The sequence below is a fragment of the Acinetobacter sp. Ag2 genome, assembly GCF_001005515.1.
GTDB classification, from domain to species: Bacteria; Pseudomonadota; Gammaproteobacteria; order Pseudomonadales; family Moraxellaceae; genus Acinetobacter; species Acinetobacter bereziniae.
This window is the reverse complement of sequence record NZ_LBNA01000056.1, coordinates 84,958-111,317: the sequence shown is the minus strand read 5'-3', so window position 1 is coordinate 111,317 and position 26,360 is coordinate 84,958. Positions and strand designations below refer to the sequence as shown.

At 37.7% G+C, this 26,360-nt stretch carries 26 protein-coding genes; 20 read left to right on the top strand and 6 right to left on the bottom strand.

Annotation, left to right across the window (positions count from 1 at the left end):
- Positions 1-191: 191 nt before the first annotated feature.
- The 4 genes from AAV97_RS16445 to AAV97_RS16430 all read left to right on the top strand — a co-directional run bounded on the left by AAV97_RS16445 (position 192) and on the right by AAV97_RS16430 (position 3,627).
- On the top strand, positions 192-539 hold the full coding sequence (locus AAV97_RS16445; RefSeq protein WP_004824377.1) for a hypothetical protein: 348 nt from the start codon (positions 192-194) through the stop codon (positions 537-539).
- Between the two features lie 279 nt (positions 540-818).
- Positions 819-1,790, top strand: coding sequence for an aliphatic sulfonate ABC transporter substrate-binding protein (locus tag AAV97_RS16440; protein ID WP_046761121.1), 972 nt, complete (start codon positions 819-821; stop codon positions 1,788-1,790).
- Positions 1,790-2,605: an ABC transporter permease gene (locus AAV97_RS16435; RefSeq protein WP_005032182.1), complete on the top strand. Its 816-nt coding sequence runs from the start codon at positions 1,790-1,792 to the stop codon at positions 2,603-2,605. The genes AAV97_RS16440 and AAV97_RS16435 overlap by 1 nt, the downstream gene beginning before the upstream one ends.
- A gap of 110 nt (positions 2,606-2,715) precedes the next feature.
- On the top strand, positions 2,716-3,627 hold the full coding sequence (locus tag AAV97_RS16430) for a bestrophin family protein (protein WP_046761120.1): 912 nt from the start codon (positions 2,716-2,718) through the stop codon (positions 3,625-3,627).
- Positions 3,628-4,191: 564 nt separating this feature from the next.
- Here AAV97_RS16430 and prmC read toward each other — a convergent pair.
- A complete protein-coding gene (prmC, locus tag AAV97_RS16425) occupies positions 4,192-5,010 on the bottom strand; it encodes a peptide chain release factor N(5)-glutamine methyltransferase (RefSeq protein ID WP_046761119.1) in 819 nt (272 codons plus the stop codon).
- On the bottom strand, positions 5,010-6,098 hold the full coding sequence (gene prfA / locus AAV97_RS16420; protein ID WP_005032188.1) for a peptide chain release factor 1: 1,089 nt from the start codon (positions 6,096-6,098) through the stop codon (positions 5,010-5,012). Before prfA ends, prmC begins: the two co-directional genes overlap by 1 nt.
- A gap of 391 nt (positions 6,099-6,489) precedes the next feature.
- Between prfA and AAV97_RS16410 the strand changes: the two genes are divergently transcribed.
- The 5 genes from AAV97_RS16410 to AAV97_RS16390 all read left to right on the top strand — a co-directional run bounded on the left by AAV97_RS16410 (position 6,490) and on the right by AAV97_RS16390 (position 11,485).
- Complete coding sequence (locus tag AAV97_RS16410; RefSeq protein ID WP_004824395.1) at positions 6,490-6,921, top strand: hypothetical protein; 432 nt, start codon at positions 6,490-6,492, stop codon at positions 6,919-6,921.
- A 606-nt stretch (positions 6,922-7,527) separates the two neighbouring features.
- Positions 7,528-8,046, top strand: a complete 519-nt coding sequence (locus AAV97_RS16405; protein WP_004824397.1) for a glycine zipper domain-containing protein — start codon at positions 7,528-7,530, stop codon at positions 8,044-8,046.
- 176 nt (positions 8,047-8,222) lie between these two features.
- Positions 8,223-9,236, top strand: a complete 1,014-nt coding sequence (locus AAV97_RS16400) for an LLM class flavin-dependent oxidoreductase (protein WP_046761117.1) — start codon at positions 8,223-8,225, stop codon at positions 9,234-9,236.
- A 227-nt stretch (positions 9,237-9,463) separates the two neighbouring features.
- The gene (yiaA, locus tag AAV97_RS16395) at positions 9,464-9,943 is read left to right on the top strand and encodes an inner membrane protein YiaA (RefSeq protein ID WP_042089671.1); all 480 of its coding nucleotides are present in this window, start codon (positions 9,464-9,466) and stop codon (positions 9,941-9,943) included.
- A 981-nt stretch (positions 9,944-10,924) separates the two neighbouring features.
- On the top strand, positions 10,925-11,485 hold the full coding sequence (locus AAV97_RS16390; protein WP_046761116.1) for a hypothetical protein: 561 nt from the start codon (positions 10,925-10,927) through the stop codon (positions 11,483-11,485).
- 43 nt (positions 11,486-11,528) lie between these two features.
- Here the strand turns inward: AAV97_RS16390 and AAV97_RS16385 are convergent, their stop codons facing one another.
- Both AAV97_RS16385 and AAV97_RS16380 read right to left on the bottom strand, forming a co-directional pair.
- A complete protein-coding gene (locus tag AAV97_RS16385; RefSeq protein ID WP_046761115.1) occupies positions 11,529-12,281 on the bottom strand; it encodes a hypothetical protein in 753 nt (250 codons plus the stop codon).
- Positions 12,282-12,393: 112 nt separating this feature from the next.
- The gene (locus tag AAV97_RS16380; protein WP_004824407.1) at positions 12,394-13,230 is read right to left on the bottom strand and encodes a pyruvate, water dikinase regulatory protein; all 837 of its coding nucleotides are present in this window, start codon (positions 13,228-13,230) and stop codon (positions 12,394-12,396) included.
- Between the two features lie 154 nt (positions 13,231-13,384).
- Between AAV97_RS16380 and ppsA the strand changes: the two genes are divergently transcribed.
- The 7 genes from ppsA to cyoE all read left to right on the top strand — a co-directional run bounded on the left by ppsA (position 13,385) and on the right by cyoE (position 22,065).
- Positions 13,385-15,763 (top strand): phosphoenolpyruvate synthase, encoded by a 2,379-nt coding sequence (ppsA, locus tag AAV97_RS16375; RefSeq protein WP_046761114.1) that lies wholly within the window; start codon positions 13,385-13,387, stop codon positions 15,761-15,763.
- 338 nt (positions 15,764-16,101) lie between these two features.
- Positions 16,102-16,878: an RDD family protein gene (locus AAV97_RS16370; protein WP_005032196.1), complete on the top strand. Its 777-nt coding sequence runs from the start codon at positions 16,102-16,104 to the stop codon at positions 16,876-16,878.
- Positions 16,879-17,172: 294 nt separating this feature from the next.
- Entirely contained in the window at positions 17,173-18,237 is a 1,065-nt protein-coding gene (cyoA, locus tag AAV97_RS16365; protein ID WP_004824413.1) for a ubiquinol oxidase subunit II, read from the top strand.
- A 3-nt stretch (positions 18,238-18,240) separates the two neighbouring features.
- Entirely contained in the window at positions 18,241-20,232 is a 1,992-nt protein-coding gene (gene cyoB, locus AAV97_RS16360; RefSeq protein WP_004824415.1) for a cytochrome o ubiquinol oxidase subunit I, read from the top strand.
- Between the two features lie 4 nt (positions 20,233-20,236).
- Positions 20,237-20,857: a cytochrome o ubiquinol oxidase subunit III gene (gene cyoC / locus AAV97_RS16355; RefSeq protein ID WP_004824417.1), complete on the top strand. Its 621-nt coding sequence runs from the start codon at positions 20,237-20,239 to the stop codon at positions 20,855-20,857.
- Entirely contained in the window at positions 20,854-21,180 is a 327-nt protein-coding gene (gene cyoD, locus AAV97_RS16350) for a cytochrome o ubiquinol oxidase subunit IV (RefSeq protein WP_026040388.1), read from the top strand. Before cyoC ends, cyoD begins: the two co-directional genes overlap by 4 nt.
- A gap of 6 nt (positions 21,181-21,186) precedes the next feature.
- Positions 21,187-22,065, top strand: coding sequence for a heme o synthase (gene cyoE / locus AAV97_RS16345; protein WP_046761113.1), 879 nt, complete (start codon positions 21,187-21,189; stop codon positions 22,063-22,065).
- Between the two features lie 225 nt (positions 22,066-22,290).
- On the opposite strand, the gene AAV97_RS16340 is transcribed toward cyoE, so the two are convergent.
- Positions 22,291-22,929, bottom strand: a complete 639-nt coding sequence (locus tag AAV97_RS16340; protein ID WP_046761112.1) for an HD domain-containing protein — start codon at positions 22,927-22,929, stop codon at positions 22,291-22,293.
- 109 nt (positions 22,930-23,038) lie between these two features.
- On the opposite strand from AAV97_RS16340, the gene AAV97_RS16335 reads away from it, so the two are divergent.
- Positions 23,039-24,004 (top strand): GlxA family transcriptional regulator, encoded by a 966-nt coding sequence (locus AAV97_RS16335; RefSeq protein WP_046761111.1) that lies wholly within the window; start codon positions 23,039-23,041, stop codon positions 24,002-24,004.
- Positions 24,005-24,423: 419 nt separating this feature from the next.
- Here the strand turns inward: AAV97_RS16335 and AAV97_RS16330 are convergent, their stop codons facing one another.
- The gene (locus AAV97_RS16330) at positions 24,424-24,909 is read right to left on the bottom strand and encodes a hypothetical protein (RefSeq protein WP_046761110.1); all 486 of its coding nucleotides are present in this window, start codon (positions 24,907-24,909) and stop codon (positions 24,424-24,426) included.
- Between the two features lie 258 nt (positions 24,910-25,167).
- Here AAV97_RS16330 and rpsF point away from each other — a divergent pair, with 258 nt between their 5' ends.
- From rpsF to rplI, 3 genes are read left to right on the top strand one after another with little or no spacing between them, the layout of a single operon-like run.
- Positions 25,168-25,554, top strand: coding sequence for a 30S ribosomal protein S6 (rpsF, locus tag AAV97_RS16325; protein WP_004824425.1), 387 nt, complete (start codon positions 25,168-25,170; stop codon positions 25,552-25,554).
- An 11-nt stretch (positions 25,555-25,565) separates the two neighbouring features.
- Positions 25,566-25,793, top strand: a complete 228-nt coding sequence (rpsR, locus tag AAV97_RS16320; RefSeq protein WP_004719336.1) for a 30S ribosomal protein S18 — start codon at positions 25,566-25,568, stop codon at positions 25,791-25,793.
- Between the two features lie 9 nt (positions 25,794-25,802).
- A complete protein-coding gene (gene rplI / locus AAV97_RS16315; RefSeq protein WP_004824427.1) occupies positions 25,803-26,249 on the top strand; it encodes a 50S ribosomal protein L9 in 447 nt (148 codons plus the stop codon).
- Positions 26,250-26,360 lie beyond the last annotated feature (111 nt).

The following is a 26,360-nucleotide window of genomic DNA, read 5'->3' as shown; positions in this document are numbered from 1 at the left end:
TCAAGTATGTATTGAAGGTATTTTAATTTTATTCTTATAAATTTGAAAAGCTTGTATAAAGATTTACAGCTTATCTGAACATGGTTGCAAATTCGCCATTATTAGTATATTTTTCACTCAATTCAAAGCAGTCTTTCTGCTTACTTCCTGTGGTACCCTCCTCCCCTTTAATCAGCTTTCAGGTCACTAACATGATTAAGATGATTGATGTACTAGAGCAAAATCTAGTTCAAAATTTTATCCATTCCCTTTCTGCTCAAACTGAACATTTAGATGAGTTGATAGAAGGAATTTTAAAAGCTTCAGATCGTGATGTTGCAGATGCGATCAATGACTTTCTGAACATCAACAATGCTTCAGATCTTGCTCAAGCACTTGATATCCAGCAAGAGCGTATTGAAGCGATCCAATCTGGTTTGGCAATGAAAAAAGAAAATATTGCAGATACAGCGAAAATTGTAGCACTGTGTCTTGCACTTGAAACCAATGCCTTAGACCAAGTTGAAATTGCAGATAGCCTCGAAGATTATCCAATATAAAAGTAGTTCAATAAAAAACGGTTTGAAATCAAGCCGTTTTTTTATGTTTAAATCGCAAAAAGTGCTAAGAATTTTTTTTACTATCGCTTTCTACTAATCTACTAAATACATCAAAAACGGATTAGGATAATTATTGTATATAAAAATCAATTAATTAATCGCAAAAAAAATGATAATTCTGTTTTATTGAAGTGCTTATCTATTATTCTTTTTTGTACTGATGCCATAAAAACTATACATATCTACTCTGTTTTTCTCTTTGACTTTTATGGGGTATTTATGAAATCTTTTGGTCAAAAAATAACAGCTTTAGTGTCTGGCGTTGCTCTTAGCTTAACAGTTACAGCATCTTTCGCTGCTATCCCAACAATATTAAAACTCGACTATGCTTATTATGCTCCAACAAGTTTAGTCGTCAAAGAGCAAAAACTCTTAGAAAAAGCCTTGCCAAAAACAGAGATCAAATGGGTGTTCAGCCAAGGGAGTAACCGTTCGCTCGAATATCTAAACAGTGGCAGTATCGACTTTGCATCAACAGCTGGGCTGGCTGCAGTATTAAGTCGTGCCAATGGAAGCCCAATTAAAACTGTTTATATTCAAAGCCAACCTGAATGGACAGCGTTGGTGGTGGCTAAAAACTCAGCCATCAAATCACTAAAGGACTTAAAGGGTAAGAAAATAGCGGCAACCAAAGGGACTGATCCATTCCTTTTCACTCTCCAAGCACTTGAAACAGTTGGCTTAAGTAAACGCGATGTACAACTGGTACATTTACAACATCCAGATGGTAAAACTGCTTTAGAACGAGGACAGGTCGATGCTTGGGCTGGGCTTGATCCACTTATGGCTTCTGCACAGTTACAATCAGGTGCTAAGCTGCTTTATCGTAATATTTCATTTAATAGCTATAGTGTTTTGAGTGTTAAAGATCAGTTTGCAACACAAAACCCTGAGGCTATAGATGCCGTAATCAAAGCTTATGAACAAGCACGTAAATGGGCAAAAGCCAACCCTGACAAAGTTGCTGAACTGTTAGCACGTGAAGCAAAATTACCACTTGAAGTTGCTAAACTTCAACTTAGCCGAACCAATCTCGATCAAAATATTCCAACCACAAAACATTTGAATGCCTTAAAGAAGGCAGGAGCGATTTTGAATGAAGAGGAGTTAGTACGTAAAGGTACCAATGTTAACCAAGTCATCGATCAATTATTTGACAGTAAATACGCGCAAAAGGTTGTAGGGAAATAATGAACAAAATTTCTGCTTCAGCATCACATACAAATGTGCCTACTGTTGTTAAAAACCCTGTAATTAAAGCTCATTTATTGAAGTGGCTAAAAGCAATCACCCTCCCTGTTTTGATCATACTCCTATGCGAATACCTTGTTCGCACAGGGTGGATTGAACCCTATTTACTGCCAGCACCCAGCAGTTTACTCGCATCATTTCGAGATTTGGCACAGGGTGATTTATTCACGCATGTATATACCAGTACATGGCGAGTTTTCTTTGGCTTTTTTGTAGGAAGTGCACTTGGGCTTATCTTTGCAATCGCTGTTGGTTTAAACCAACATATTGAAGCATTTTTAGAACCGACATTTTCTGCAATTAAATCAATCCCGAGCCTTGCATGGATTCCACTACTGCTATTGTGGTTAGGAATTGATGAAGCTTCAAAAATTACTTTAATTGCCATCGGTGCATTCTTCCCCACCTATACCAATACAGTCTCAGCCATTCATAATGTAGATAAAAAATTATTTGAAGTCGCAAAAGTCTATCGACTAAGCCATATGCAAATAATTTTTCAAATCGTTCTTCCTGCAGCATCACCAGGAATTTTAGTGGGGCTAAGAAATAGTTTAAGCTTGGCTTGGATGTTTATGATTGCAGCCGAACTGATTGCAGCAACACAAGGGATTGGTTATTTACTCAGTGATGGTCGCGAAACGTCACGACCAGATATTGTAATTATCGCGATTATTTTATTGGCTGTTCTTGGTAAATTAACAGACACCATGATGAAATGGATTGAAAACTGGTTGTTACGTTGGCGGACGTAAATCAATCAAATACGGCTTTTCTAAGCCGTATTTTTTAATTTCCCTATCTGAAACTTGCATTTAGGGTTTTTCCTATGGAACACTGTTGCCGTTACATTTAGGTAGACAGTATGATCATTCGCGATAAAAGTAATAGCTTTGCCCTACTTTTTGCTTGGCATGGCACCATTCTTCCCAAAGTCTTGCCTGCATTGGCATTCGTTGTGCTGATCTCTACAATTTTAGTCTATTTATCTTCCCATCATTATTTTACCTTTCCTGCCGTACCCGCAATTGGATTTACTGTATTTGGTATTATCCTGTCTATCTTCTTAAGCTTTAGAAATACTGCTTGTTATGACCGCTGGTGGGAAGGTCGTAAATTGTGGGGTGCATTGATCGCCACATCTCGCCATATTTCACGAGACAGTCATGTTTTACCTGAACAGCAACGTCAAGTGCTGATGTATCGTGTCATGCTTTTTACTTGCTTGCTCAGAAATCGCCTACGCAATCAGAATCAAGCCATTGAGTTTTATAAAAACAAAGTTGCCTTAGATGATTCTATATTCGATCAACTGCCTCATCACATCAATGCCTCACAATATGTTTTAGAGCATATTCAAAAATCCTTAGTATCATCTCTTCATCAAGGTGAAATTTCAGATATTATTTACCAAGGTTTAAATCAACATATTGTTGCTTTGGGAAATATTCAGGCTGGTTGCGATCGTATTTTGAGTACGCCATTACCTTATTCTTACTCAGTCTTGCTACATCGTACGGTGTATTGCTTCTGCTTAATTCTACCTTTTAGTTTAGAAGCCAGTCTGGGTATCTGGACACCTGTGATTGTTAGCTTAATTGCGTATTTATTTTTAGGCTTGGATGCATTGAGTGCGCAACTTGAAGAACCTTTTGGCTTACAAGAAAATGATTTGCCATTAGATGCAATTACCCGTTTAATCGAAAGAGAAATGCTGAGTTCACTGGGCGAGGAATTGCTCGAACCGATCCAATTGGTTAAAAGTAATTTGACTTAATATGGATTTTTTAATTGATCCGATTTTTAACTTCATAGCATTTTAATATATGCAGATCATCAGTAATATAATTGGCTTGAACTTATCAAAATGAGTGTGCAAAACTTTTTAAGAAAAATAAAACTGCTTTTGGCACTCACTTTAATATTTATAGTCAAACCGCCTGATTATTCACATAAGTGATTTGGCTGATTCATTTATTTTGTACTTTTGAATCATAAACAGTCTTGCTATCACGAGGCGACATGGATGTCGCCATGTTGAGCGGGGGTACTAGGATGTACCCCTCGCTCAACGGAAGATTTTTGTTACTTTTCATCTCTGAAAAGTAAAGTATCGCCTACGCAAAACAATTTAAACTCTAGAGCTAAAGCGTGGCAGTGCAAGGCTTATATCATCGAACAATATATTGATCGCTTTAATTTTATTGATCAAGAGAAATGATATTCTACTGTATGAATTTTTCAACAGATTGACTATAGAATAAAAAACAAGAATAAATAAAAAGGCTTTACCATCTGTCTACCCAAACACCTAGTAAAGCCTTATTGATACAGCAAGAAATTAATTGGGCCACTGACCTAAAGTCACACGATCATTACCGCCATAATCTTTTACAGTTCGAACCTGTTTAAAACCTGCACCTTTAAATATCTGTTGTACCGCCTCAGCTTGATCATAACCATGTTCAAGCACGATCCAACCTTGTGTTGCAAGCCACTTTTTACCCTGCTGAACAATATGTTCAATGTCTGCTAAACCATGTTTATCGGCAACTAAAGCACGTTCAGGTTCAGAAGCAAGCTGTGGCATATGCTCATCCTCAGCATCAATATAAGGAGGATTGGAAACAATCACATCAAAATATTGCCGATTTAAGGCATTGAACCAACTGCCCAAATAAAACTTCACCTGTGGTAAATCATGTTTTTCAGCATTGTGTAGTGCAACCTCTAAAGTTGGCTCATAAACATCTGTCGCTGTTACAGACCAATTCGGACGTTCACTTGCCAATGATAAAGCAATCGCTCCAGTCCCTGTCCCCAGATCTACAATACGACAATCTTCTGGTAAATCTAAATGCAGTACAGTTTCCACCAAAACTTCGGTATCAGGACGAGGAACTAAAGTATCTTTGCTCACTGTTAAATCCAATGTCCAGAACGGCTGTGAACCCGTCACATAAGCCAAAGGTTCACCAGCTTGAATACGTGCTAAACCATCCGTATATTGCTGTTCTTGTTCAGTGGTTAATTCCTGGGCTGATTTAAGTGACAAATCAAAAGCATCAATTTTTAGAATATGCTCAAGTAACCAAGCATTCTCTTGACGCTCATAACTTTCTGGCTCTCCACGTAAGGCTAATGCCTGTGCAATATTCATTATCCACCGTTTTGTTGAGCAAGCATTGCCAGCTGATCAGCTTGATATTCACGATGCAAGCTATCTAAAAGTTCAGTCAAATCACCTTCCATAACAGCATCCAACTTATATAAGGTTAAATTGATACGGTGATCTGTCATACGACCTTGTGGATAGTTATATGTACGGATTCGTTCTGAACGGTCACCAGAACCGACCAAGTCACGGCGCATTTCAGAAGTTGCAGCATCTGCCGCAGCACGTTTTGCATTTTCTAAACGTGATGCCAATAACGCCATCGCTTTGGCTTTGTTTTTATGCTGTGAACGCTCATCCTGACATTCAACAACTGTTCCCGTTGGAATATGAGTAATACGGACTGCTGAATCAGTTTTGTTAATGTGCTGACCACCTGCACCAGATGCGCGGTATGTATCGATACGCAGATCAGCAGGATTAATATCAACCGTTGTATCTACATCAACTTCTGGAAGAATTGCAACTGTACATGCAGAAGTATGTACTCGCCCTTGCGACTCTGTGGCAGGTACACGTTGTACACGATGCGCACCACTTTCAAACTTTAAGCGCCCATAAACGCCCTCACCATTGACGAGACAAATGATTTCTTTATAGCCACCATGCTCACCCTCGTTTTCAGATAAGATTTCAATACGCCAATTTTGTGACTCAGCATATTTGCTATACATACGGAATAAATCACCTGAAAAGATCGCCGCTTCATCACCACCTGTGCCAGCGCGAATCTCCAAATATGCCGAGTTCGCATCGTTTGGGTCTTTTGGAATCATGAGAATATTCAACTCAGATTCGAGTTGCTCAATTAAAGCTTTATTCTCTTTGATTTCCTCAACAGCCATATCCTTAAAATCTGGATCGGTTAACATCACTTCAGCTGTTTCAATATCTTCTTCAGCTTGCTTATATTTTTTCCAAACTTCAGTAATTTCTGATAAATCATTATGCTCACGTGATAAATTACGAAAGCGCTTATTGTCAGAGATGACTTCAACGTCTGCCAATAATGCCTCTAATTCCTCATGCCGATCACAAAGTTGATCTAATCGTAAACGTAACGATTCTTTCATTTTAAATACATTCTCAAGCTAAGCCTTAACCACATTTTAAGATTTAAAATACAACCTCAATCACATGGCTAAGAAAATTCTAAAATTGTGCATAGTTTACCGATTCTGCCATTTAAATGACACATTTATATAGGCGCTCTGCCGTGAACTTAACGAATTTATCTGCCAATTTACGAGCTTTATGCGTATTCATAACTTTATTATCTTCATCATTTCTCCTTTTTGTCCCAGCGTTTGCATGTTTTAAAATCACTTTTAATAGAAAACATACATTCAGATACCAAACGTTATCAATTTTAGGGTTCATCTCCACATTTTTTGAAAAAACTTTTGTTACATTTGCTTCATCGAATACAGATAGAGCTGTCCATCTAAGGACATGGAGCAACAGATGAAATTTAATACAATCTTATTTAGTACTGCCTTAGCAGTAACTTCGATGTTTACAGTAAGTGCCCATGCTGACAACTCAACACGTATTGCAGCAACTTCGGCTTTAGGAAGTGTTGTTGGTACAGCTGTAGGTAAACAAATTGGCGGTAACACTGGTGCAATGATTGGTTCAGCCGTTGGTGGTGCTGGTGGTGCAGCAGCTTCAACCAATAGAAGAGATCGTACTGCTGCTGCAATCGGTGGCGGTTTAGGTGGCGTGGGTGGTTATACTGTTGGTAAAAATATGGGTGGCACTACTGGCGGCTATATTGGTGCAGCAGCAGGTGCAGCGGGTGGTTCCGTTTTAGGTAAAAAAGTATCTCAAGACCGTCATGCAGATCAACGCAAGTACAATAAAAAGTACTACAAAAAACATCGTCGTCATCACTAATTGATCCGTCAATGACATCAAGCACCTTCGGGTGCTTTTTATTTATTATATAAGCCTTTTACACTCAATATTTAAAAATGATTCCATCTCGCCTTTAATGGTCGGCTGTATCCATACCACTCAACATGATCGTGGTATCAACTAAAATTACCGATGGAAAAAGCAAAGAATATTTCATCTATATTGAATCAATAATATTGTTACTAGCTAAGCCCTATATGATTAATTTAACAAGTTATTTAGCTGATTGAGATAACAACAATCTTCACGAACTCATGTTAAATTTTCATCTAATTTTAAATCTAACTGACGGCTCACCCGACTTATTTTTTGCTATGAGGTGCTAGGCTGTGATAGTCGCATTTAGAGTTCAATCTTCTATTTTGTCTCGCTTGTTGCATAATTTTAATATGAATGCTCTCTGATCAATCGCGCTGAGAATAAAGTTCAACATTCACATAATATGAACCAATTAAAGAGCAAGAAATACAATCTAGAAACAAAACACAGAAATTGCTTACATCCACATCCATAATTATTGCTAATTGTTTCGTTATTCTAAACTCAAGTTAAATAATTTGAAGAAGCTTCGACAAGGAGTTTGAAATGAAACTACAAGCAATACTTGGTGCAACTGTTCTTGCAGCAACTCTAGTCACAACTGCACATGCAGGTAACTCAACCAATACAGCCTTAACATCTGCACTTGGTGGTGTTGTAGGTGCAGCAATTGGTCAACAAATGGGTGGCTCCACTGGAGCAATGATTGGTTCAGCGATCGGTGGTGGTGTTGGTGCGGGTGCTGCATCGAATAAACGCGATAGAAATGGTGCAATCATTGGTGGCGCTTTAGGTAGCGCAGGTGGTTATACTGTTGGTCGTAATGTGACAGGTACATCCACAGGTGGATATATCGGTGCAGGTCTTGGTGCTGCTGGTGGTTCAGCTTTAGGTAAAAAAGTCAGTGAAGATCGTCGTTATGATGACCGTTATGACAACCGCTATGGACGTTATAATGACCGTTATGATCGTAACGGATACCGCAATGTAGACTATCGATATAATAATCGTAATTATCGCCATGACAACGGGCATCACTATGGTCAATATAAAAACCGTTGGTAGAGTTAATTTCCCGCTTCTACTGATATAACAATATATTCAATCAAGCATTTACCGATGCTTGATTTTTTTTATCCGTCGTATTTTCTCAGCTTCAAATACAAATATCGACAATTTTCGATATACATTACTCAACATATATCGTAGTATTTCGATATATGGTTATATCGAGTTAAAAAATGACATCTATAGTAGATTCGGCATTAAAAAATACCAAGTTTTCTATTTTAGAGCTTGCGCCTGTACGTGAAGATCAAACGGTTGAGTTTTCTCTTAAACATAGCTTAGAACTTGCTCAACATGCTGAAACGTTAGGATTCGATCGTCTTTGGTTAGCTGAACATCATAATATGGATGGCATTGCCAGTTCTGCAACAGCTGTACTCTTGGGTTATATTTTGGCAAATACGCATAGCATCAAAGTTGGTTCAGGTGGGATCATGCTGCCCAATCATGCACCACTGGTGGTTGCTGAACAATTTGGTACTTTGGCAACACTTTATCCGAATCGCGTTGAATTAGGTTTAGGACGTGCACCCGGTACAGATCCTCTGACTATGCGTGCATTAAGACGTGGTCGTCAAGAAACTGAAGATCAATTTCCACAAGATGTCTTAGAGATATTGAGTTATTTTGCAGATGCTCATTCAAACCAAAGAATTAAGGCAACACCTGGACAAGGCACGCATGTTCCAGTTTGGCTTTTAGGTTCAAGTTTATTCAGCGCTCAGCTTGCAGCAAAATTAGGGCTTCCCTATTCATTTGCCTCACATTTTGCACCGAGAATGTTGGGACAAGCCATCCAACTTTATCGTGAAAACTTTCAACCTTCTGAATATTTGGATCAACCTTTTGTCTCTATGGGTGTACCTACTGTCGTCGCTCAAACAGATGAAGAAGCTGAATATCTTGCAACCAGTGTCTATTTGCGAATTCAAGCTTTGCTGACAGGGCAAAGTTTAAAACTCAAACCACCTGTTGAAAGTATGGAAGGTCGCTGGTCTGTTTCAGAAAAAATGGCTGTGCAAAATTTCCTCGCAATGGCGCAAATTGGCTCACCAGAAACAGTGAAAAAAGGTTTGAATCGACTGCTTGAACAATATCAAGTGGATGAATTTATTTTCACTTGTGACATCTATGACACATCGAAACGTTTAGATAACTTTAGTTTATTAATGGATTTAAAAAAATAATACAAACCCATTATCTTTTCCTCTTTACCAAAATGAAATATGAATTTTCATTTTGGTTTTTTTTGATTTCAATATTACTAAATCATTAATTTAAATATAAATTTAAAGTAATTTATGATTTAAAACATAGATTAATACAACAGAAAAAATGAAAAGATTTGCCATCTCTTTTCAAATCAGCATAATAGAACATATAAAAATCAGTAGAATATCAACTAGGAACAACAATGAATCAATATATCAATAAGCCAACACCTGCTTTTGTTGCAGTGAGCTGGGTGGCATTACTTGCTGGCGCTGCCGCCTACTGTGTGGGTCTGTTTAATGCACAAATTCTCTTAAACGAAAAAGGCTATTACCTCATCTTGATTCTTTATGGATTATTTTCTGCTGTTTCATTGCAAAAAATTGTTCGAGATAAGTTAGAAGGACAACAAGTTACCGCTATTTACTATGGCTTATGTTGGGTCTCAGTGGTGATTTGTGTTGTACTTTTAGCACTAGGTTTATGGAATGCCAACATGACTTTGAGCGAAAAAGGCTTTTATATTATGGCATTTTTACTCAGCCTATTCGGAGCTGTTGCAGTACAGAAAAACATTCGTGATTTAGAGTATTTGAGAACGCATACACAACCTGAATTAACCCATTCTCTTCCATCCCAAGTGGAAATAAAAGAGATCGAAACACAGGATGATAAATTATAATTTGTTCAAGGCACTGATAATTTAGGTATTGATCAATTAATCAGATTGAGGGACAACGCGATTCAATTTCAACAGATAAAATGATGGAAAACGCTTAGCCTAACTTTTGTTGGGCTTTTTTAATGCATGAAAATACAGAAGAAATTACCGAAATGTGCCTCCAAAAAAGTACCTCGTCTAGCCCTATGATCAAACCATCTAATGATTCATACAAGTACTTTGTTATTAATCATTGATATTCAATAAACTATATATTCCTTAGAAGATTTTGATCATTCATATATTTTGCCCTTTTGAATCATAGATGGTCTTGCTATCGTGAAGCGACATGTATATCGCCATGTTGAGCGGGGGTATATGAGCAAAAACAAAACACTGCTTTGTTTGCAGCGCAAATAATGCTATTGGATAAAAAATGGGTTGGGCAAAGTAAAGCCTCGCCTACGCAAAGCGATTTAAACTTTAGAGCTAAAACGTGGCAGTGCAAACTTTAAATCATCAAACAATCTATTGATTTTATTGATCAAAAGAAATGATATTTCACTGTATGGATTTTTCATCAGGATGACTATATGTCTCAACAATCTTTTCATATGACAAATAATTCACTGAGCTGTTATCGAATTGATATTTTCATCTCTTGATAATGAATAATTTCGCCAATCTTTTCAAAATGAGATGAAATAGAATAAACAACAATATTAACCATTCATCACGCAGAAGAATTCAGTTCAACTCTGGTGTTATTGACTAAAATCTTGACGAATATGAATATTCAAGCACATCAGAAATAGAATTTTTTTTAAACTTTAAATTGTAAAGTCATGTTTTTTATACAGTTTGTGTGTTTTTTCATTACAGCCTTACATTTATAAAATATGACTGGTGAGATTTTGAAAAGACTTTACCTGTGTGATTAAGTTGGTTATATCAATAAATGTCGCGATTCTCAGCGACCTATAAATAAAAAAAGGAATAAATATGCTCACCAGGAACAAGAGCCAAAACGAAGGTTTTTTTCAAAACCAATCCGAGTTTTTTAAGCCATATACAGGTAAAATCATTGCGTCCACAGACATGAAACTGCATGACTTTTCTGGTTTAAAAGTTGCAATTATTGGGGTTGATCAATTTACTGTAATGCAACTTGATCAGCTATTAAAGCAAGCTGAACTGGTCAAAGTTTTTCAGATTTCGCCTGTTTTTGTATTACCACAAACAGAACGTGGCATACACAAACTCATTTCGCATCCATTAATTATTAAAAATCGTCGTTTGTTTAATCATCGAATTAAAGCAATGTTGGCGATTCGATATTTAGATGCTCAAGTCCAAGACCAGTGGCTTAAACGCCAACTTACCCCTAATCTGGCAATGAAAAATAAAGTCTTTTTGAAATCCGATAATTATTATTCAGTCTTGCAACATCCTCGATGCAAGCACATTGCTTGGCCAATTGTTAAAATTACATCCAATTCAATACACGGTATGGATGGAACAGAGTATGTCGTTGATGTTATTATTAGTACCTATACATCATAGATTTGAATAAAATTTAATTGAAGGAGGCATGTATTGCCTCCTTTTATTTTGTCTGTCCGATATAGCGATAACTATTGGCAGTCTTTTGATAGCGCAAGTAATTGTTCGTCAGTTTTCCAGCGTTATTGATCAGCATAATATCGATATTCTTTAAATCTTTAGAAATACGGATAAAATCTTCCAATGGACGTTCCCAGTCCTGACAATCGTTTGCAACGTCTATTGAGTCCAAATTTTTCGTTTTCGTTTCAAAAATCGATTCTGGAGAGAACTTATCACTATTTAGGACAAAAGAATTTATACGATAGCTTCTTGAACACGTACTACCAATAAAAACACTAGTGATTAAATATACATCTCGATTTTTTATTTTAACTTGCTCAATTTTATCGATAAATCCAACTGTGGTTAAATCTTGAGTGATTGGACCTTTTTTGCCTTTCAATTGAATCAAATTCGTGGAGTCTCGCATCGTACCGCCAGCAGAAATATCCATTGTATAAGATTTAATTTTGTGATCTGGGCTGTAATGAATTTTCAACATATTCTTTTCGGTTAGTTTAGGAAAAGAATAAGTGAAACTTGCAGGGTCCTTTTTTATTTTTGTTTCAATCGCGTTAGAAATATTTTCATTGTATTGATCACATTCATTTCGCGACGTACAACTATCTTGATAATATTTCTGAATCAATGTTGTTTCGAAATCCTTTAAGGATTCGGCATGCAACTGCGTTAGTATCATGCCCTGCGCACAAAAAAACATCGAAAATGAACTTATTTTTAATATCTTTTTCATATAACAACTCAACATTATCATAATCATCCATACATATTTTATAAGAGCAAAATGTGCATTCTGCTCTTAGCAGTCATTCCATCATATTCGCAAGATCAAAGCTAAGGACAATTTATCCAATTCTGCGTTTTAAGCCTGTCATTTGTAGGACGCGTGTTGAAATTTCTTCAATCGACATTTCAGAAACATTGAGATATTTGATTCCTTCAGAAATATAAATACCCTCTACAGCGCGAAGTTCCATCTGGCATTGTGAAAAACTTGCATAGCGACTATTGGCTTTTCGTTCTGAGCGAATTGCAACCAAACGCTCAGCATCAATCATTAAACCAAATAGTTTATGTTTATGTTCTTTGAGTACAGCAGGTAAACGATTATCGTCCAAGTCTTCTTCAGTGAGCGGATAGTTAGCAACACGAATTCCAAATTGTAATGACAAATAAATAGACGTCGGTGTTTTACCTGAACGAGAAACCCCAATCAAAATCAAATCCGCTTTATCATAATGTCGAGTACGCGCACCATCGTCATTGTCTAAAGCAAAATGTACAGCATCAATACGTGCTTTATAAGACTCAGAATCGGTTACAGCATGGGTTTGTCCGACTAAAGTTGTAGGCTGAGTTCCTAAAACATCAGACAACTTACTAATAAGCCCTTCAAAAACATCAAGATTCACTGCATTTGCAGTATTAATAATGTCACGCACATAAGGGTCAACCAAAGTATCGAATACCAATGGTTGCTGACCATCTTTATCAGCTCTTCGATTGATTTCTTCGACCACATTCATCGCCGCTTCTTCAGATGTAATGTAGGGAATGATATGAATATCAAACTTTACATGAGGAAATTGCGCTAATAATGAATGCCCAAGGGTTTCAGCTGTGATCGCCGTACCATCAGAAATAAAAAATACGCTCCGCTTTATTTGGTTACTTTCTGACATTAAAAATCTCCTCAAACATTTGTCTTAGCGATGTATAATCTTTATAGTAAGCCCATCTTACATGACTATCACTTAGTTGAATCAAAATGCTAAGTTTTTTGTTATAATTTCATGCCAAGATAGTGATTAATACTGCATAAGTGGAGTAACAACTTTGGAAGCACGCGTAATCGGTCTGGAAAAATTAGGTAAACACGACGTTGAGATCGTGGGTGGTAAAAACTCTTCACTTGGGGAAATGATCAGTCATTTAGCAAATGCTGGCGTATCTGTACCAGGTGGATTTGCAACGACTGCTGATGCATATCGCGAATTCCTAGAGCAAAGTGGCTTAAATGCTAAAATTAATGCAGAACTTGCAGCATTAAATGTTGATGATGTGATTGCACTTGCTGAAACTGGCGCAAAAATCCGCCAATGGATTGTAGAAACTCCACTTACTACAGGTCTAGAGGCTGAAGTTCGCGAAGCATTTGCTGCACTTTCTAATGGCAATCCTGACATTGCAGTTGCTGTTCGTTCTTCTGCGACTGCTGAAGATTTACCTGATGCTTCATTTGCTGGTCAACAAGAAACTTTCTTGAACATTCGTGGTATCGATAATGTTTTGATCGCAATTAAAGAAGTTTTTGCTTCTCTTTATAATGACCGTGCGATTGCTTACCGTGTACACCAAAACTTTGCACATGACATCGTTGCCCTTTCTGCTGGCGTTCAACGTATGGTTCGCTCTGAAACTGGTGCTGCGGGTGTAATGTTTACACTCGATACAGAATCTGGTTTCCGTGATGCAGTATTTATTACTGCTTCTTATGGTTTAGGTGAAATGGTTGTTCAGGGTGCAGTCAATCCTGACGAATTCTATATTTCAAAGCCACTTCTCAAAAATGGCAAACATGCTGTTATCCGTCGTAACCTTGGCTCTAAACACCAAAAAATGATTTATGGCGAAGAAGGTGCTGCAGGTAAATCTGTCGTTGTGGTTGATGTTGAAAAAGCAGATCGCCAACAATTTGCTCTTAATGATTTAGAGCTTCAAGAGCTTGCTAAACAAGCATTGATTATTGAAGAACATTATCAAGCGCCTATGGACATTGAATGGGCAAAAGATGGTGATGATGGTCAAATCTATATCGTTCAAGCACGTCCTGAAACAGTAAAAAGCCGTGAAAATGTTGGCACAATGGAACGTTACCTTCTTAAACAAAAAGGTACGGTTCTTTGTGAAGGACGTTCAATCGGTCAACGTATCGGTTCAGGTAAAGTCCGTATCGTGACATCGATTAAAGAAATGGACAAAGTACAAGAAGGCGATGTACTCGTTTCAGACATGACTGACCCAGACTGGGAACCAGTAATGAAACGTGCAGCAGCAATCGTGACTAACCGTGGTGGTCGTACTTGTCACGCAGCCATTATTGCTCGTGAATTAGGTGTTCCTGCAATTGTTGGTTGTGGTAATGCCACAGAAGTGCTTGTCGATGGACAGGAAGTGACTGTCTCTTGTGCTGAGGGTGATACTGGCTTTATTTATGAAGGTTCGTTAGATTTTGAAATCCAACGTAATTCTATTGAATCTATGCCTAAACTTCCGTTCAAAATCATGATGAACGTTGGTAACCCTGATCGCGCATTTGACTTTGCTCAAATTCCAAACGAAGGTATTGGTCTTGCACGTTTAGAGTTCATTATCAACCGTATGATCGGTGTACACCCTAAAGCATTACTCAACATTGACAGCCTGCCACGCGAAACTCGTGCTGCTGTTATGGCGCGTACTGCAGGTTATGCATCTCCAATTGAATTCTATGTTGAAAAATTGGTTGAAGGTATTTCTACGCTTGCAGCTGCATTTGCAGATAAACCAGTGATTGTTCGTATGTCTGACTTTAAGTCAAATGAATATGCGAACTTAATCGGTGGTAAGCTCTATGAGCCTGAAGAAGAAAACCCAATGCTTGGTTTCCGTGGTGCAAGCCGTTATGTCTCTGACAACTTCCGTGACTGTTTTGAACTTGAATGCCGCGCATTGAAAAAAGCACGTGATGAAATGGGCTTAACCAACATTCAAATCATGATTCCTTTCGTACGTACTGTATCTGAAGCGAAGCGTGTTATTGAGTTATTGGCTCAAAACGGTCTGAAACGTGGTGAGAATGGTCTTAAAGTCATCATGATGTGCGAATTGCCAACCAATGCATTATTGGCTGAACAATTCCTTGAACATTTCGACGGTTTCTCAATCGGTTCAAATGACTTAACACAATTAACTCTTGGTTTAGACCGTGACTCTGGTATTGTCTCTCACCTATTTGATGAGCGTGATGCTGCGGTTAAAGCCCTCCTCTCTATGGCGATTCATGCATGCCGCAAAGCTGGGAAATATGTCGGTATTTGTGGTCAAGGTCCTTCTGACCATCCAGATCTTGCAAAATGGTTAATGGAACAAGGTATTGAGTCTGTGTCTTTAAATCCTGACTCAGTGTTAGATACTTGGTTCTTCCTTGCAGAAGAAAAAACCAAACAAGCTTAATTTTTATGCTCTAAAAAAGACCCTCATGTAGGGTCTTTTTTATTTTTAAAATAATATTTATAACTTCAATTCATTTGAACTCAACTGCTGAATACGCAGTTATGTATTAAAATTTCCACCGCTAGGTTTTAAAGTTAAACACATTTTCACGATATTAATTCCTTATAAAAGCAACCTGATATTGCTTCATATTTTAAGATTTCGTGTAAATTTAATATTAATATGTGCAAAAATCGAGTATACATAGTGGATTACAATGTAGATGAATATTGATGATAACGCTATCGTTGATTATCTACGCTTTTTGTATTTTAGATTTATTTTGAGAATTGAGTTTTATGCAAATTTACTTGGCGAGAAATAACCAACAAGCTGGACCCTATTCCATAGAACAACTGAATCAAATGCTTGCGAGTCAGCAAGTCTTATTAACTGATTTAGCTTGGCATCAAGGAATGACTGAATGGAAAGCACTTGGTGAACTTACACAAGGTAAACTTGTCTATGAACCTGTTGGTTATATTACACCGACAACATTTACCCCTGAACATCCCACTCAACAAAACCAAGCAATCACCAACATAAAAGTTGAAAGATCTACTAAAAAAGCAATTAAAGCTGCACCTGTAGGTAAACGTATTTCAGCAAAACTCGTCGATTTTGCAGTATTGTTTTTACCGCAAATTCTTGCTATTGCTTATTTTATGCCTGAAAGTGCAGTCAACATTGCTGAAGGTGGATTTTCTAGAGAAAGCCAAATGCAGATCGCTGAAATAATCAGTAAAAGCATACCAAACTACGTCAATATTGGTTTAATGGTATTCGTATTGGCAATCTTGATTATTCAATGTTTTATGATTACCAAGTCGGGGCAGTCGATTGGTAAAAAAATATTCAAACTTCAAATCGTTGATGTGAATACCAATCAACTACCGGGGTCATTCAGAGGCTTTTTTGTACGTTCGTTTTTATTTCTGATTCTCTCTCAGTTGATGAGCATTGTTCCGCTTATTGCAATTGTATTTATTGTTGATTTATTTATGTTTTTTTCAAAAAACAACTATGCACTCCATGATCGCCTGGCAAAAACCAAAGTGATTGATCTTGCAGAATAAATGAAATGGCGGTGACCCCGCCATTTTTGATACTAAATCACGAAAAAATAATAATTTATGTTTTTGTTTTTTTTATAATTCCGACTAAAAATATCAGGTATTTTTACATTAATATATTCATGCCCTATCTATAGCTAAGTTTGCCGATATGAGGCATAATGCCCTACAACGTAGCGGTGTCAGATCATTGAGAATGTTTTCTATTTGTAAACAATAGTCATTTTCAATCATGCGACACTTTAATCGCTATCCCATATTTATATAGGGAATGGGACTCTTCACCGAGGTTGTAAAATGAGACAAACGACTTTAGCTGTATTGTCTTTATCTGCGATGGCTGCACTCTTAACTGGGTGTGGTGGTGATTTAGTACTTCTAAACTCGAAAGGTCCAGTTGCTGAAGGTCAAAGTAGCCTGATGATGACTGCGATCTATTTAATGCTTTTGGTCGTAATTCCTTCGATCTTAATGGCATTGTGGTTTGGTTGGAAATATCGCGCGTCGAATAAAGATGCAGACTATAAACCTACATGGGCACACTCAACTGCAATTGAAATTGTAGTATGGGGTATCCCGTGTATTATTATTGCTATTCTTGCGTATTTAACATGGTGGGGTTCACATAAGTATGATCCTTACAGACCATTAACAAATACTCAAGGTCAGATGGAAGAACATTTAAAAATTCAAGCTGTCGCTGAACAATTTAAATGGGTATTTATCTATCCTGAACAACAGATAGCTACAATTAACGAAGTTCGTTTCCCAGTCAATAAACCAATTGAATTTCAAATCACTTCTAACTTTACGATGAACTCTTTCTTCATTCCTAAGTTAGCAGGTCAGGTTTATGCAATGGCAGGTATGCAAACTAAGTTACATATGCTTGCAGAACATCCAAGTCCAGCAGAAGGCTACCGTGGATTCTCAGCGAACTATAGCGGCTATGGCTTTACGCAAATGCGTTTCCGTGCGCACGCTGTTTCTGATGCTGATTTCAACGCATGGGTAGACGCAATCAAAGCAGGTAAAGGAACTTCAATTAATCCTGAAGCAATCCAAAAAACCACGCTTGATGCGACTGAATTTGCTACGCTCAAAGATGGTGACCGTTCTAAACACCAAATTGAAGCAATGCTGAACAATGCGCATACGCCAGAAGAAATTAAAGCTGCACACGAAGCTGAACGTAAAGGTCCATTCCCTACTAAGCCTCATCCTGTGACTTATTATTCTTCAGTTACGCCTGACTTGTTCAAGAGCATTATCAACACTTACATGAGCAACTATCATGGTGCAGACCATGCAGGTGCTGAACATGCAGGTGCTGAACATGCAACTGCTTCTGTAGGGGAATAAGACATGTCTTTGTTATTAGGTAAACTCAATTGGGACGCGATCCCTAAAGAGCCTATTGTACTTGTGACAATGGTCGTTATGGCCCTTGGCGCAATTGCAGTTTTAGGCGGTATCACCTATTTCAAAAAATGGGGATATCTCTGGAATGTATGGTTTAAATCAGTAGACCATAAAAAAATCGGTATCATGTATATCCTTGTATCTGTAGTGATGCTACTTCGTGGCTTCGCTGATGCAATCATGATGCGTCTTCAACTGTTCCTTGCAAAAGGTGGCGGTGAAGGTTATTTACATCCAGACCACTACGATCAGATCTTCACCGCACACGGTGTAATTATGATCTTCTTCGTAGCCATGGGTCTTGTAGTAGGTATGATGAACATTACTGTACCACTTCAAATTGGTGCACGTGACGTTGCATTCCCATTATTGAACTCTGTAAGTTTCTGGTTATTTGCTGGTGCTGCTGGTTTGATGATGGTTTCACTTGTATTAGGTGAATTTGCTGCGACTGGTTGGATGGCTTACCCTCCACTTTCAGGCATTCAATATTCTCCTGGTGTTGGTGTTGACTACTATATCTGGGCACTCCAGGTTTCGGGTCTAGGTACGCTTCTGACAGGTGTTAACTTCTTTGTTACCATCATTAAAATGCGTGCGCCTGGTATGAAACTTATGGACATGCCGATCTTTACTTGGACTGCACTTTGTACAGCCGTTTTGATCATCGCATCGTTCCCAGTATTAACAGCAACTATTGCAATGTTAACACTTGACCGTTACTTCGATTTCCACTTCTTCACCAACGAGCTTGGCGGTAGCCCAATGCTTTACGTGAACTTGATTTGGACTTGGGGTCACCCAGAAGTTTATATCTTGGTATTGCCTGCTTTTGGTCTTTACTCAGAAATCGTTTCAACGTTCTCTCGTAAAACGTTATTCGGTTACAAATCTATGGTGTATGCAACAATTGCAATTACTGTACTGGCATTTGTCGTATGGTTACACCACTTCTTTACCATGGGTGCTGGTGCCAACGTTAACGCGTTCTTCGGTATCATGACCATGATTATTGCGATTCCTACTGGTGTGAAAATCTTCTCTTGGTTATTCACCATGTATAAGGGTCGTATTACATTTACATCACCAATGTACTGGACACTTGGTTTCCTTGTGACTTTCGGTATCGGTGGTTTAACTGGTGTATTAATGGCTGTTCCACCAGCTGACTTCTTAGTACACAACTCATTATTCTTGATTGCTCACTTCCATAACGTAATTATTGGTGGTGTTGTATTCGGTATGTTCGCAGGTATCACTTTCTACTGGCCAAAAATGTTTGGTTGGAAGTTAAATGAGACTTGGGGTAAAGCATCTTTCTGGTTCTGGTTCTTTGGTTTCTATTTTGCATTCATGCCACTTTATATCCTTGGTTTCATGGGTATGACTCGTCGTCTGAATACATATGACAACCCTGAATGGGATCCATACCTAGCTATCGCTTTATTCGGTGCTGTACTTGTCGCTATCGGTATTGCTTGTTTCTTAATGCAAGTGATCGTAGGTTTCTTACAACGTCATGACAACATGGACCACACTGGCGATCCATGGGATGGTCGTGTACTTGAATGGTCTACTTCTTCCCCTGCTCCGTTCTATAACTTTGCTGAAATTCCAAAAATCAATGGTATTGATACTTTCTGGAATGACAAAGAGAATGGTGTTGCATATGCGCGTCCTGAGAAATATGAAGATATTCATATGCCAACCGACCGTGCTGCAGGCTTTGTTATTGCGTTGTTCATTACATCAATGGGCTTTGCTTTAATCTGGCATATCTGGTGGTTAGTCGTTGTAACTTTCCTTGGTGCTGTTATTAGCTTCATCGTAAGTTCATTCACGAAGAAAGTGGATTACTATGTACCTGCTGCTGAAGTAGAACGTATCGAAAATGAGCGTTATGCTTTACTTGAAAAACACTTGAAGAAGGACTAAGGATATGGCTGAAGTACTTCATCACGACAACCATGGACACGATGAGCATCATCATCACGATGATACTGACATCACAGTCTTTGGTTTCTGGACATACTTGATGAGTGACTTGATTTTATTCGGTACACTCTTCATCGCGTTCGCTGTATTAAGCAGTCATATTCCGCCTGGTACTCCAAGTCCAAAAGAGTTATTTGGTGAGTCTTTAGGTTTCGTACTTGTAGAAACTTTCGCTCTCTTGATTTCTTCTGTGACTTTTGGTTTCGCGGTTCTTGCTTCATACAAGAAAAATGTCAACCAAGTGCTGATGTGGTTAATTATCACTTGGCTCTTTGGTGCAACATTCATCGGCATGGAACTTTATGAATTTCATCATTTAGTTCTTGAGGGTCATGGTCCTAGCCACAGTGCGTTTTTATCTGCGTTCTTTACTCTAGTTGGTACGCATGGTATCCACGTAACTTCTGGTTTAGTCTGGATGATCGTGTTAATGGTTCAAATCAAGAAATATGGTTTGACATTACCAAACACGCGTCGTCTTGCTTGCCTAAGCTTGTTCTGGCACTTCCTTGACATCGTTTGGATCTGTGTATTCAGCGTAGTTTATTTACTGGGAGCTTTATAATGAGTCATGATCATAATGCTGCTGGTGCGTCGCACGGAAACATCAAACAATACTCTATCGGCTTCATCCTTTCTGTCGTTTTGACCATCATCCCATTTGGGATGGTGATGAAAGGCATGACTGGTGGTGCTGTTGTTGCAACGATTGCGATCACTGCTGTTGCTCAGGTTCTTGTACAGTTGATTTTCTTCTTGCACATGAATTCATCTTCTGAACAACGCTGGAACGTCATTGCATTCATCTATACGATTCTGACGATTGCCGTTCTCTTAATTGGTTCTGTATGGATCATGAACTACTTACATTCAAACATGATGCTCTAGGGTGTCATGTTGAAAAAATATCTATTCCTGACTAAGCCAGGAATTCTCTTTGGTAACTTCGTTACCACTTTGGGCGGCTTTTTCTTAGCCGCTCAAGGTTCAGTAGATTTCCTTTTACTTCTCATCACACTCATCGGTACAACACTTGTTGTTGCTTCTGGCTGTGTTGTGAATAACGTCATTGACCAAGACATTGACCAAAAAATGCAACGCACAATGAATCGTGCGCTTGTCAAAAAGACCATCAGTCCAACAGTCGCTTTAATATTTTCTGCTGTGCTTGGTTTAATTGGCTTTGCTTTGTTGTGGTTTTTTGTCAACGCCTACGCATTTGGCTTCGCTGTACTCGGCTTTGTTGTGTATGTGATTTTTTATAGTCTTTGGAGTAAACGTACTACCATTCATCAAACTTTGATTGGAAGTATTTCTGGCGCAAGCCCTCCTGTGATTGGTTATACTGCTGTTTCCAATGAATTTGATATTGCTGCTTTGCTGATTTTTTTAGCATATGCACTTTGGCAAATGCCACATTCTTGGGGAATTGCAATCTATCGTTTCGATGACTATAAAAATGCAGATATTCCTATTTTGCCTGTAGCACGTTCAATTCTTCGAACTAAAGTTGAAAGTTTGATTTATGTTGTACTTTTTGCTGCAGTTTTAAATGGGTTATATTGTTTTGGCTATACCAACATTTTCTTTTTAATTACCTTTAATGCTTTGTGTGCCTATTGGTTATATTTGTCCATTATTGGCTTTAAAGCAGAGAATGATCAGGTTTGGGCAAGAAAATATTTTTTGTATTCAGTAATTCTAATTACAGCGCTCAGTTTTAGCTTTAGTTTTAGTTACGTCTCCCCTGCACCACATTTGCCACTGTTTTAAAAAGATAGAGTTTACTCTATCTTTTTTTTGATCATTTAATTCTCAACAATTGCTTTCTCGAAAATAATTCAAATCTCATTTGTTCTTGAAAATATGGATGCTGTAAAAAGCTTTACCACAAGCAAAATTTTAACTTTTAACACAGCAATTATTTTCAAAAAATACTGCCTTGTTCATTTCTCCCACCTTGATAAAGTAAAAAAGATGTGAGCATATAAGATATATTTAAGATGACCATTTAGAGTTTCTGATGATTGAACAAAAATTAATAGCATCGAACTCTGGCTGCTTGTCGGCAATAACATCTGCTTTTACATTACCGAAAGTGCTCTCAGGCTTATTTTTTATACCCTCGTAAAATGCTTGAATGATTTTTTCTTTAAATCCTATTTCACGAGGATGCAGTTGGATGACTTGATCACGTTCCTGTTGACTATATTGATCAAACTTGATTCCCAACACATCCATTTCAACGCCTGCACTGACCATTGCAATTTCTGCTGCCATAAATTCAGGAATTCCAGGTGTTGTATGCAATGCAATCGCTGTCCAAACTTTATCAATCTCTTGCTGAGAAAAGCTACGACTTTTCATAAAGTCTGCAGCAGCATTTGCCCCGTCTACTTCAAAACGATGATCACAGCTACAATATTGTTGTGTAAGTCCAAGATCATGAAACATACATGCGATATAAAGTAATTCATGATCAACTTTGATATTTTTACGTTGAGCAGCGAAAGCCCCCCAGTGATATACCCGACTTGAATGGTGAAACAAAAGATCTGATTCACAGTCACGTATCAGTTCCTGCACATCCTGTACTACTTTGCTATCAGGTATAAATAAGTGGTCTAAGGTTTCCATAAAAGTTTTCCTTTGAAGATATTGATATTCAATATAGATGGAAATACCAATGTCTTAAATTTATTAAAAGCGTAAAATTAGGACATTTTCATTAGATTATGGATATGAGATGACAGCGAAAACCGTCGCACTCTTTGCATTACCTGAAGTGCAATTACTCGATATTGCTGGTCCAATGGATGTTTTTTCAGAGGCGAATCGGCAGATCGGTCAGGAAATTTATAAACCTATTTTAATTGCAGCCACAGCTGAACCCTTAAAGACGTCTTGTGGTATTAAATTATTGCCTGATTATTGTATGTCTGGTGATTTAGATGCTATCGATACCTTTTTAATTGCAGGTTCACCTTTCATGGCGGATGTGCAAGTCAATAAAAACTTGATTGAGCAATTAACAAAATTATGTCAAAGCTCAAAACGTTACGGGGCGATTTGCACAGGTACTTTTTTATTAGCACAGACTGGCTTGTTAGATGGCAAACACGTTACAACGCATTGGGCATTCATAGAACAGTTAAAAATTCAATTTCCTAAATTAAATGTAAACAATCAGGCATTTTGTATACAAGATAGAAATTTATTTACCTCAGCTGGTGTTAGCGCAGGATTGGATTTAGCCTTGACAATCGTAGAGCATGATCTTGGTGCTGAAATAGCTAGAAAAACTGCAATGCATTTGGTCACGCTATTTAAAAGAAAAGGTACTCAACAACAGTTTAGTGATGATATTGAACTCAGTAATCATGGCAGAGCGGTATTAAATGATTTACAAGTATGGGTAAAATCTAATCTCAAACAACAAATTAATGCACAAATCTTAGCTGACAAATTTGGCATTACCCCACGTCACCTGTCACGAATTTTTTCAAAAGAATTCGGACTTTCTCCAGCAAAATGGCTAGAAGGCATTCGACTCGAATATGCTAAAAAACTTCTTAGAGAAAATCAGTTGGCTGTTAAACAAGTTGCAATGGAATGTGGTTTAAATCATGAACAAGTTTTAAGGCAGTTATTTATGAGAAATTTAGGTATGAGTCCTGTTGAATATAAAAAACTCTATCAATATCGAGTATAAATACAATGATTTAATTATAGCCTCAAAAATAACGATTTGATCAAATCTCCATCTTCTAAAAAAGTTTGTGCGCTAACACTGTTTGTATTTACTCGACTTGGTGATTTAATTATTCAATATTACTTTTCAGCCTAAAAAGGCAACATGTAAAAACAAAGAAACAGCAATGCAGTTCTAACACATAGCTTACTAAAAATTAGTGACTATAATTTAAAAAGCGACATACTTATTTCAAAGCGAACAATGAACATTTTTTCCAAAAGCATATATAAAAACATCTACATTCCATCCTAAAAACTTGTTTTTAATTGGATTTTATTCAACTTCAATTCTAAAGACTATTTAACATGTTCAATATTCAAGCAACATCCAAATTAACCGATCCTTTGATCAGTTTAATGGCTGATTTAAAGATTAAACTAACTTCCAAAAAATACAGAATCATGCTCAAACCGAGCAAACAAATCATCCATTTTTTCAGCATATTTGAGATCTAATTGATGCCATATTTTTAGGGGAAGTGGGATAAACTCTAATGTGTCTGAACCATCAGAAGCTTTACAGAAACGGATTTCATAGTCTGGATGTAAAATTTCATTGAGTGCTCGTAAAGTTGTATCACGATCAGCACCCTCACCTTGATAAGGAATCAGTAATGTTTTTTCCCCCAACTGAATCGTAATGGTAAAACCTTGTTTATTATCGGCAGCTTCAAATTTTGCAGACAGTTGTCCAGTTTCTAGAATTTTTTCACAATATGTGATGATTGCATCATCCTCCTCACCCCAATCCACCACCATGACAATGTCATAACGACCATCAAATACCTCAAAGTAAAACTCTTGTGTTGGATTTTCAATATAAGATTCAATGGTTTCAAGTTTCTCAATACGGTAGTTTGTCATTGTTGCTATCCTTTTTTATTCAGTTTTAATCTTAATAGTGACAATACAAAATTCAATTCACCCTCTGTAAAAATTTAGTGGCTTTTCCAATAAATAATTGAATATTAAATTGTGTTTGCTCATAAACTTTCCTATAATAGGCGCTCGCAATTTTTGCGGCATAATCTATTGCTTTTAACTCTTGTTTAAAGCATTACAGATTGTGACTCCTTGCTTCATTTTTTTGAATGGGGCTGTATAAACCGTAAGGAGCTGACAATGCGTCACTACGAAATCGTAATTCTGGTACACCCAGACCAAAGCGATCAAGTTGTGGGAATGGTAGAACGCTACATTTCTCACATCAAAGATGCTGAAGGTCAAATTCACCGTCTTGAAGATTGGGGCCGTCGCCAATTGGCTTACCCAATTAACAAAATTCATAAAGCGCACTACATTTTGATGAACATCGAATGTAACCAAACTACGCTTAATGAATTAGAAGAATTGTTCCGTTATAACGATGCAATCCTTCGTAACGTGATTATCCGTCGTGAACACGCAATCACTGAAGAATCATTACTTGCTAAGAGTGCTGAAGAAAAACGTGCGCGTAAAGCTCAACGTGAAGAAGCACAACAAGCTCAAGATTCTGTTGAAGCATAAGGAGAACATCAATGGCACGTTTTTACCGTCGTCGCAAGTTCTGCCGCTTTACAGCTGAGAACGTTACGTACATCGACTACAAAGATATCGACACTTTAAAACAGTACATCACTGAAAATGGCAAGATTGTTCCTAGCCGTATTACAGGTACTAAAGCTCGTTACCAACGTCAATTAGCGCTTGCTATTAAACAAGCTCGCTATTTAGCGTTGATTCCTTACACTGACAATCATAAGTGAGGTTGAGCCGTGGATATTATCTTATTACAACGCATTAAAAACCTTGGTAAATTAGGCGATAAAGTATCAGTTAAAGCTGGTTACGGTCGTAACTATTTGATCCCTCAAGGTAAAGCAGTTGCTGCGACTGAAGCAAACACTGCTGCTTTTGAAGCTCGTCGTGCTGAACTTGAGAAAGCTGAAGCTGAAGTTTTAGCTGCTGCTCAAGCACGTGCTGATCAATTGAACGAAGTAAATATCGTTATCACTGCGAAAGCTGGTGATGAAGGTAAACTATTTGGTTCAATCGGTACTCGTGACATCGCTGACGCGTTAACAAATGCTGGTCTTGTTGTAGACCGTGCAGAAGTTCGTTTACCGAACGGTGCGCTTCGTCACACTGGTGAATTCAACATCGCAATCCAATTGCATCATGATGTTGTTGCTGAAGTTCTCGTTACTATCGTATCTGAGTAATTTTCAAGCAAAAAAAAGAGCATACTTTTGTATGCTCTTTTTTTATCTCTAAACTTTTAGTTTCACACTTTACAGTTGTTTTTTTCACTTCATTAAGTCTCTACTTATCGG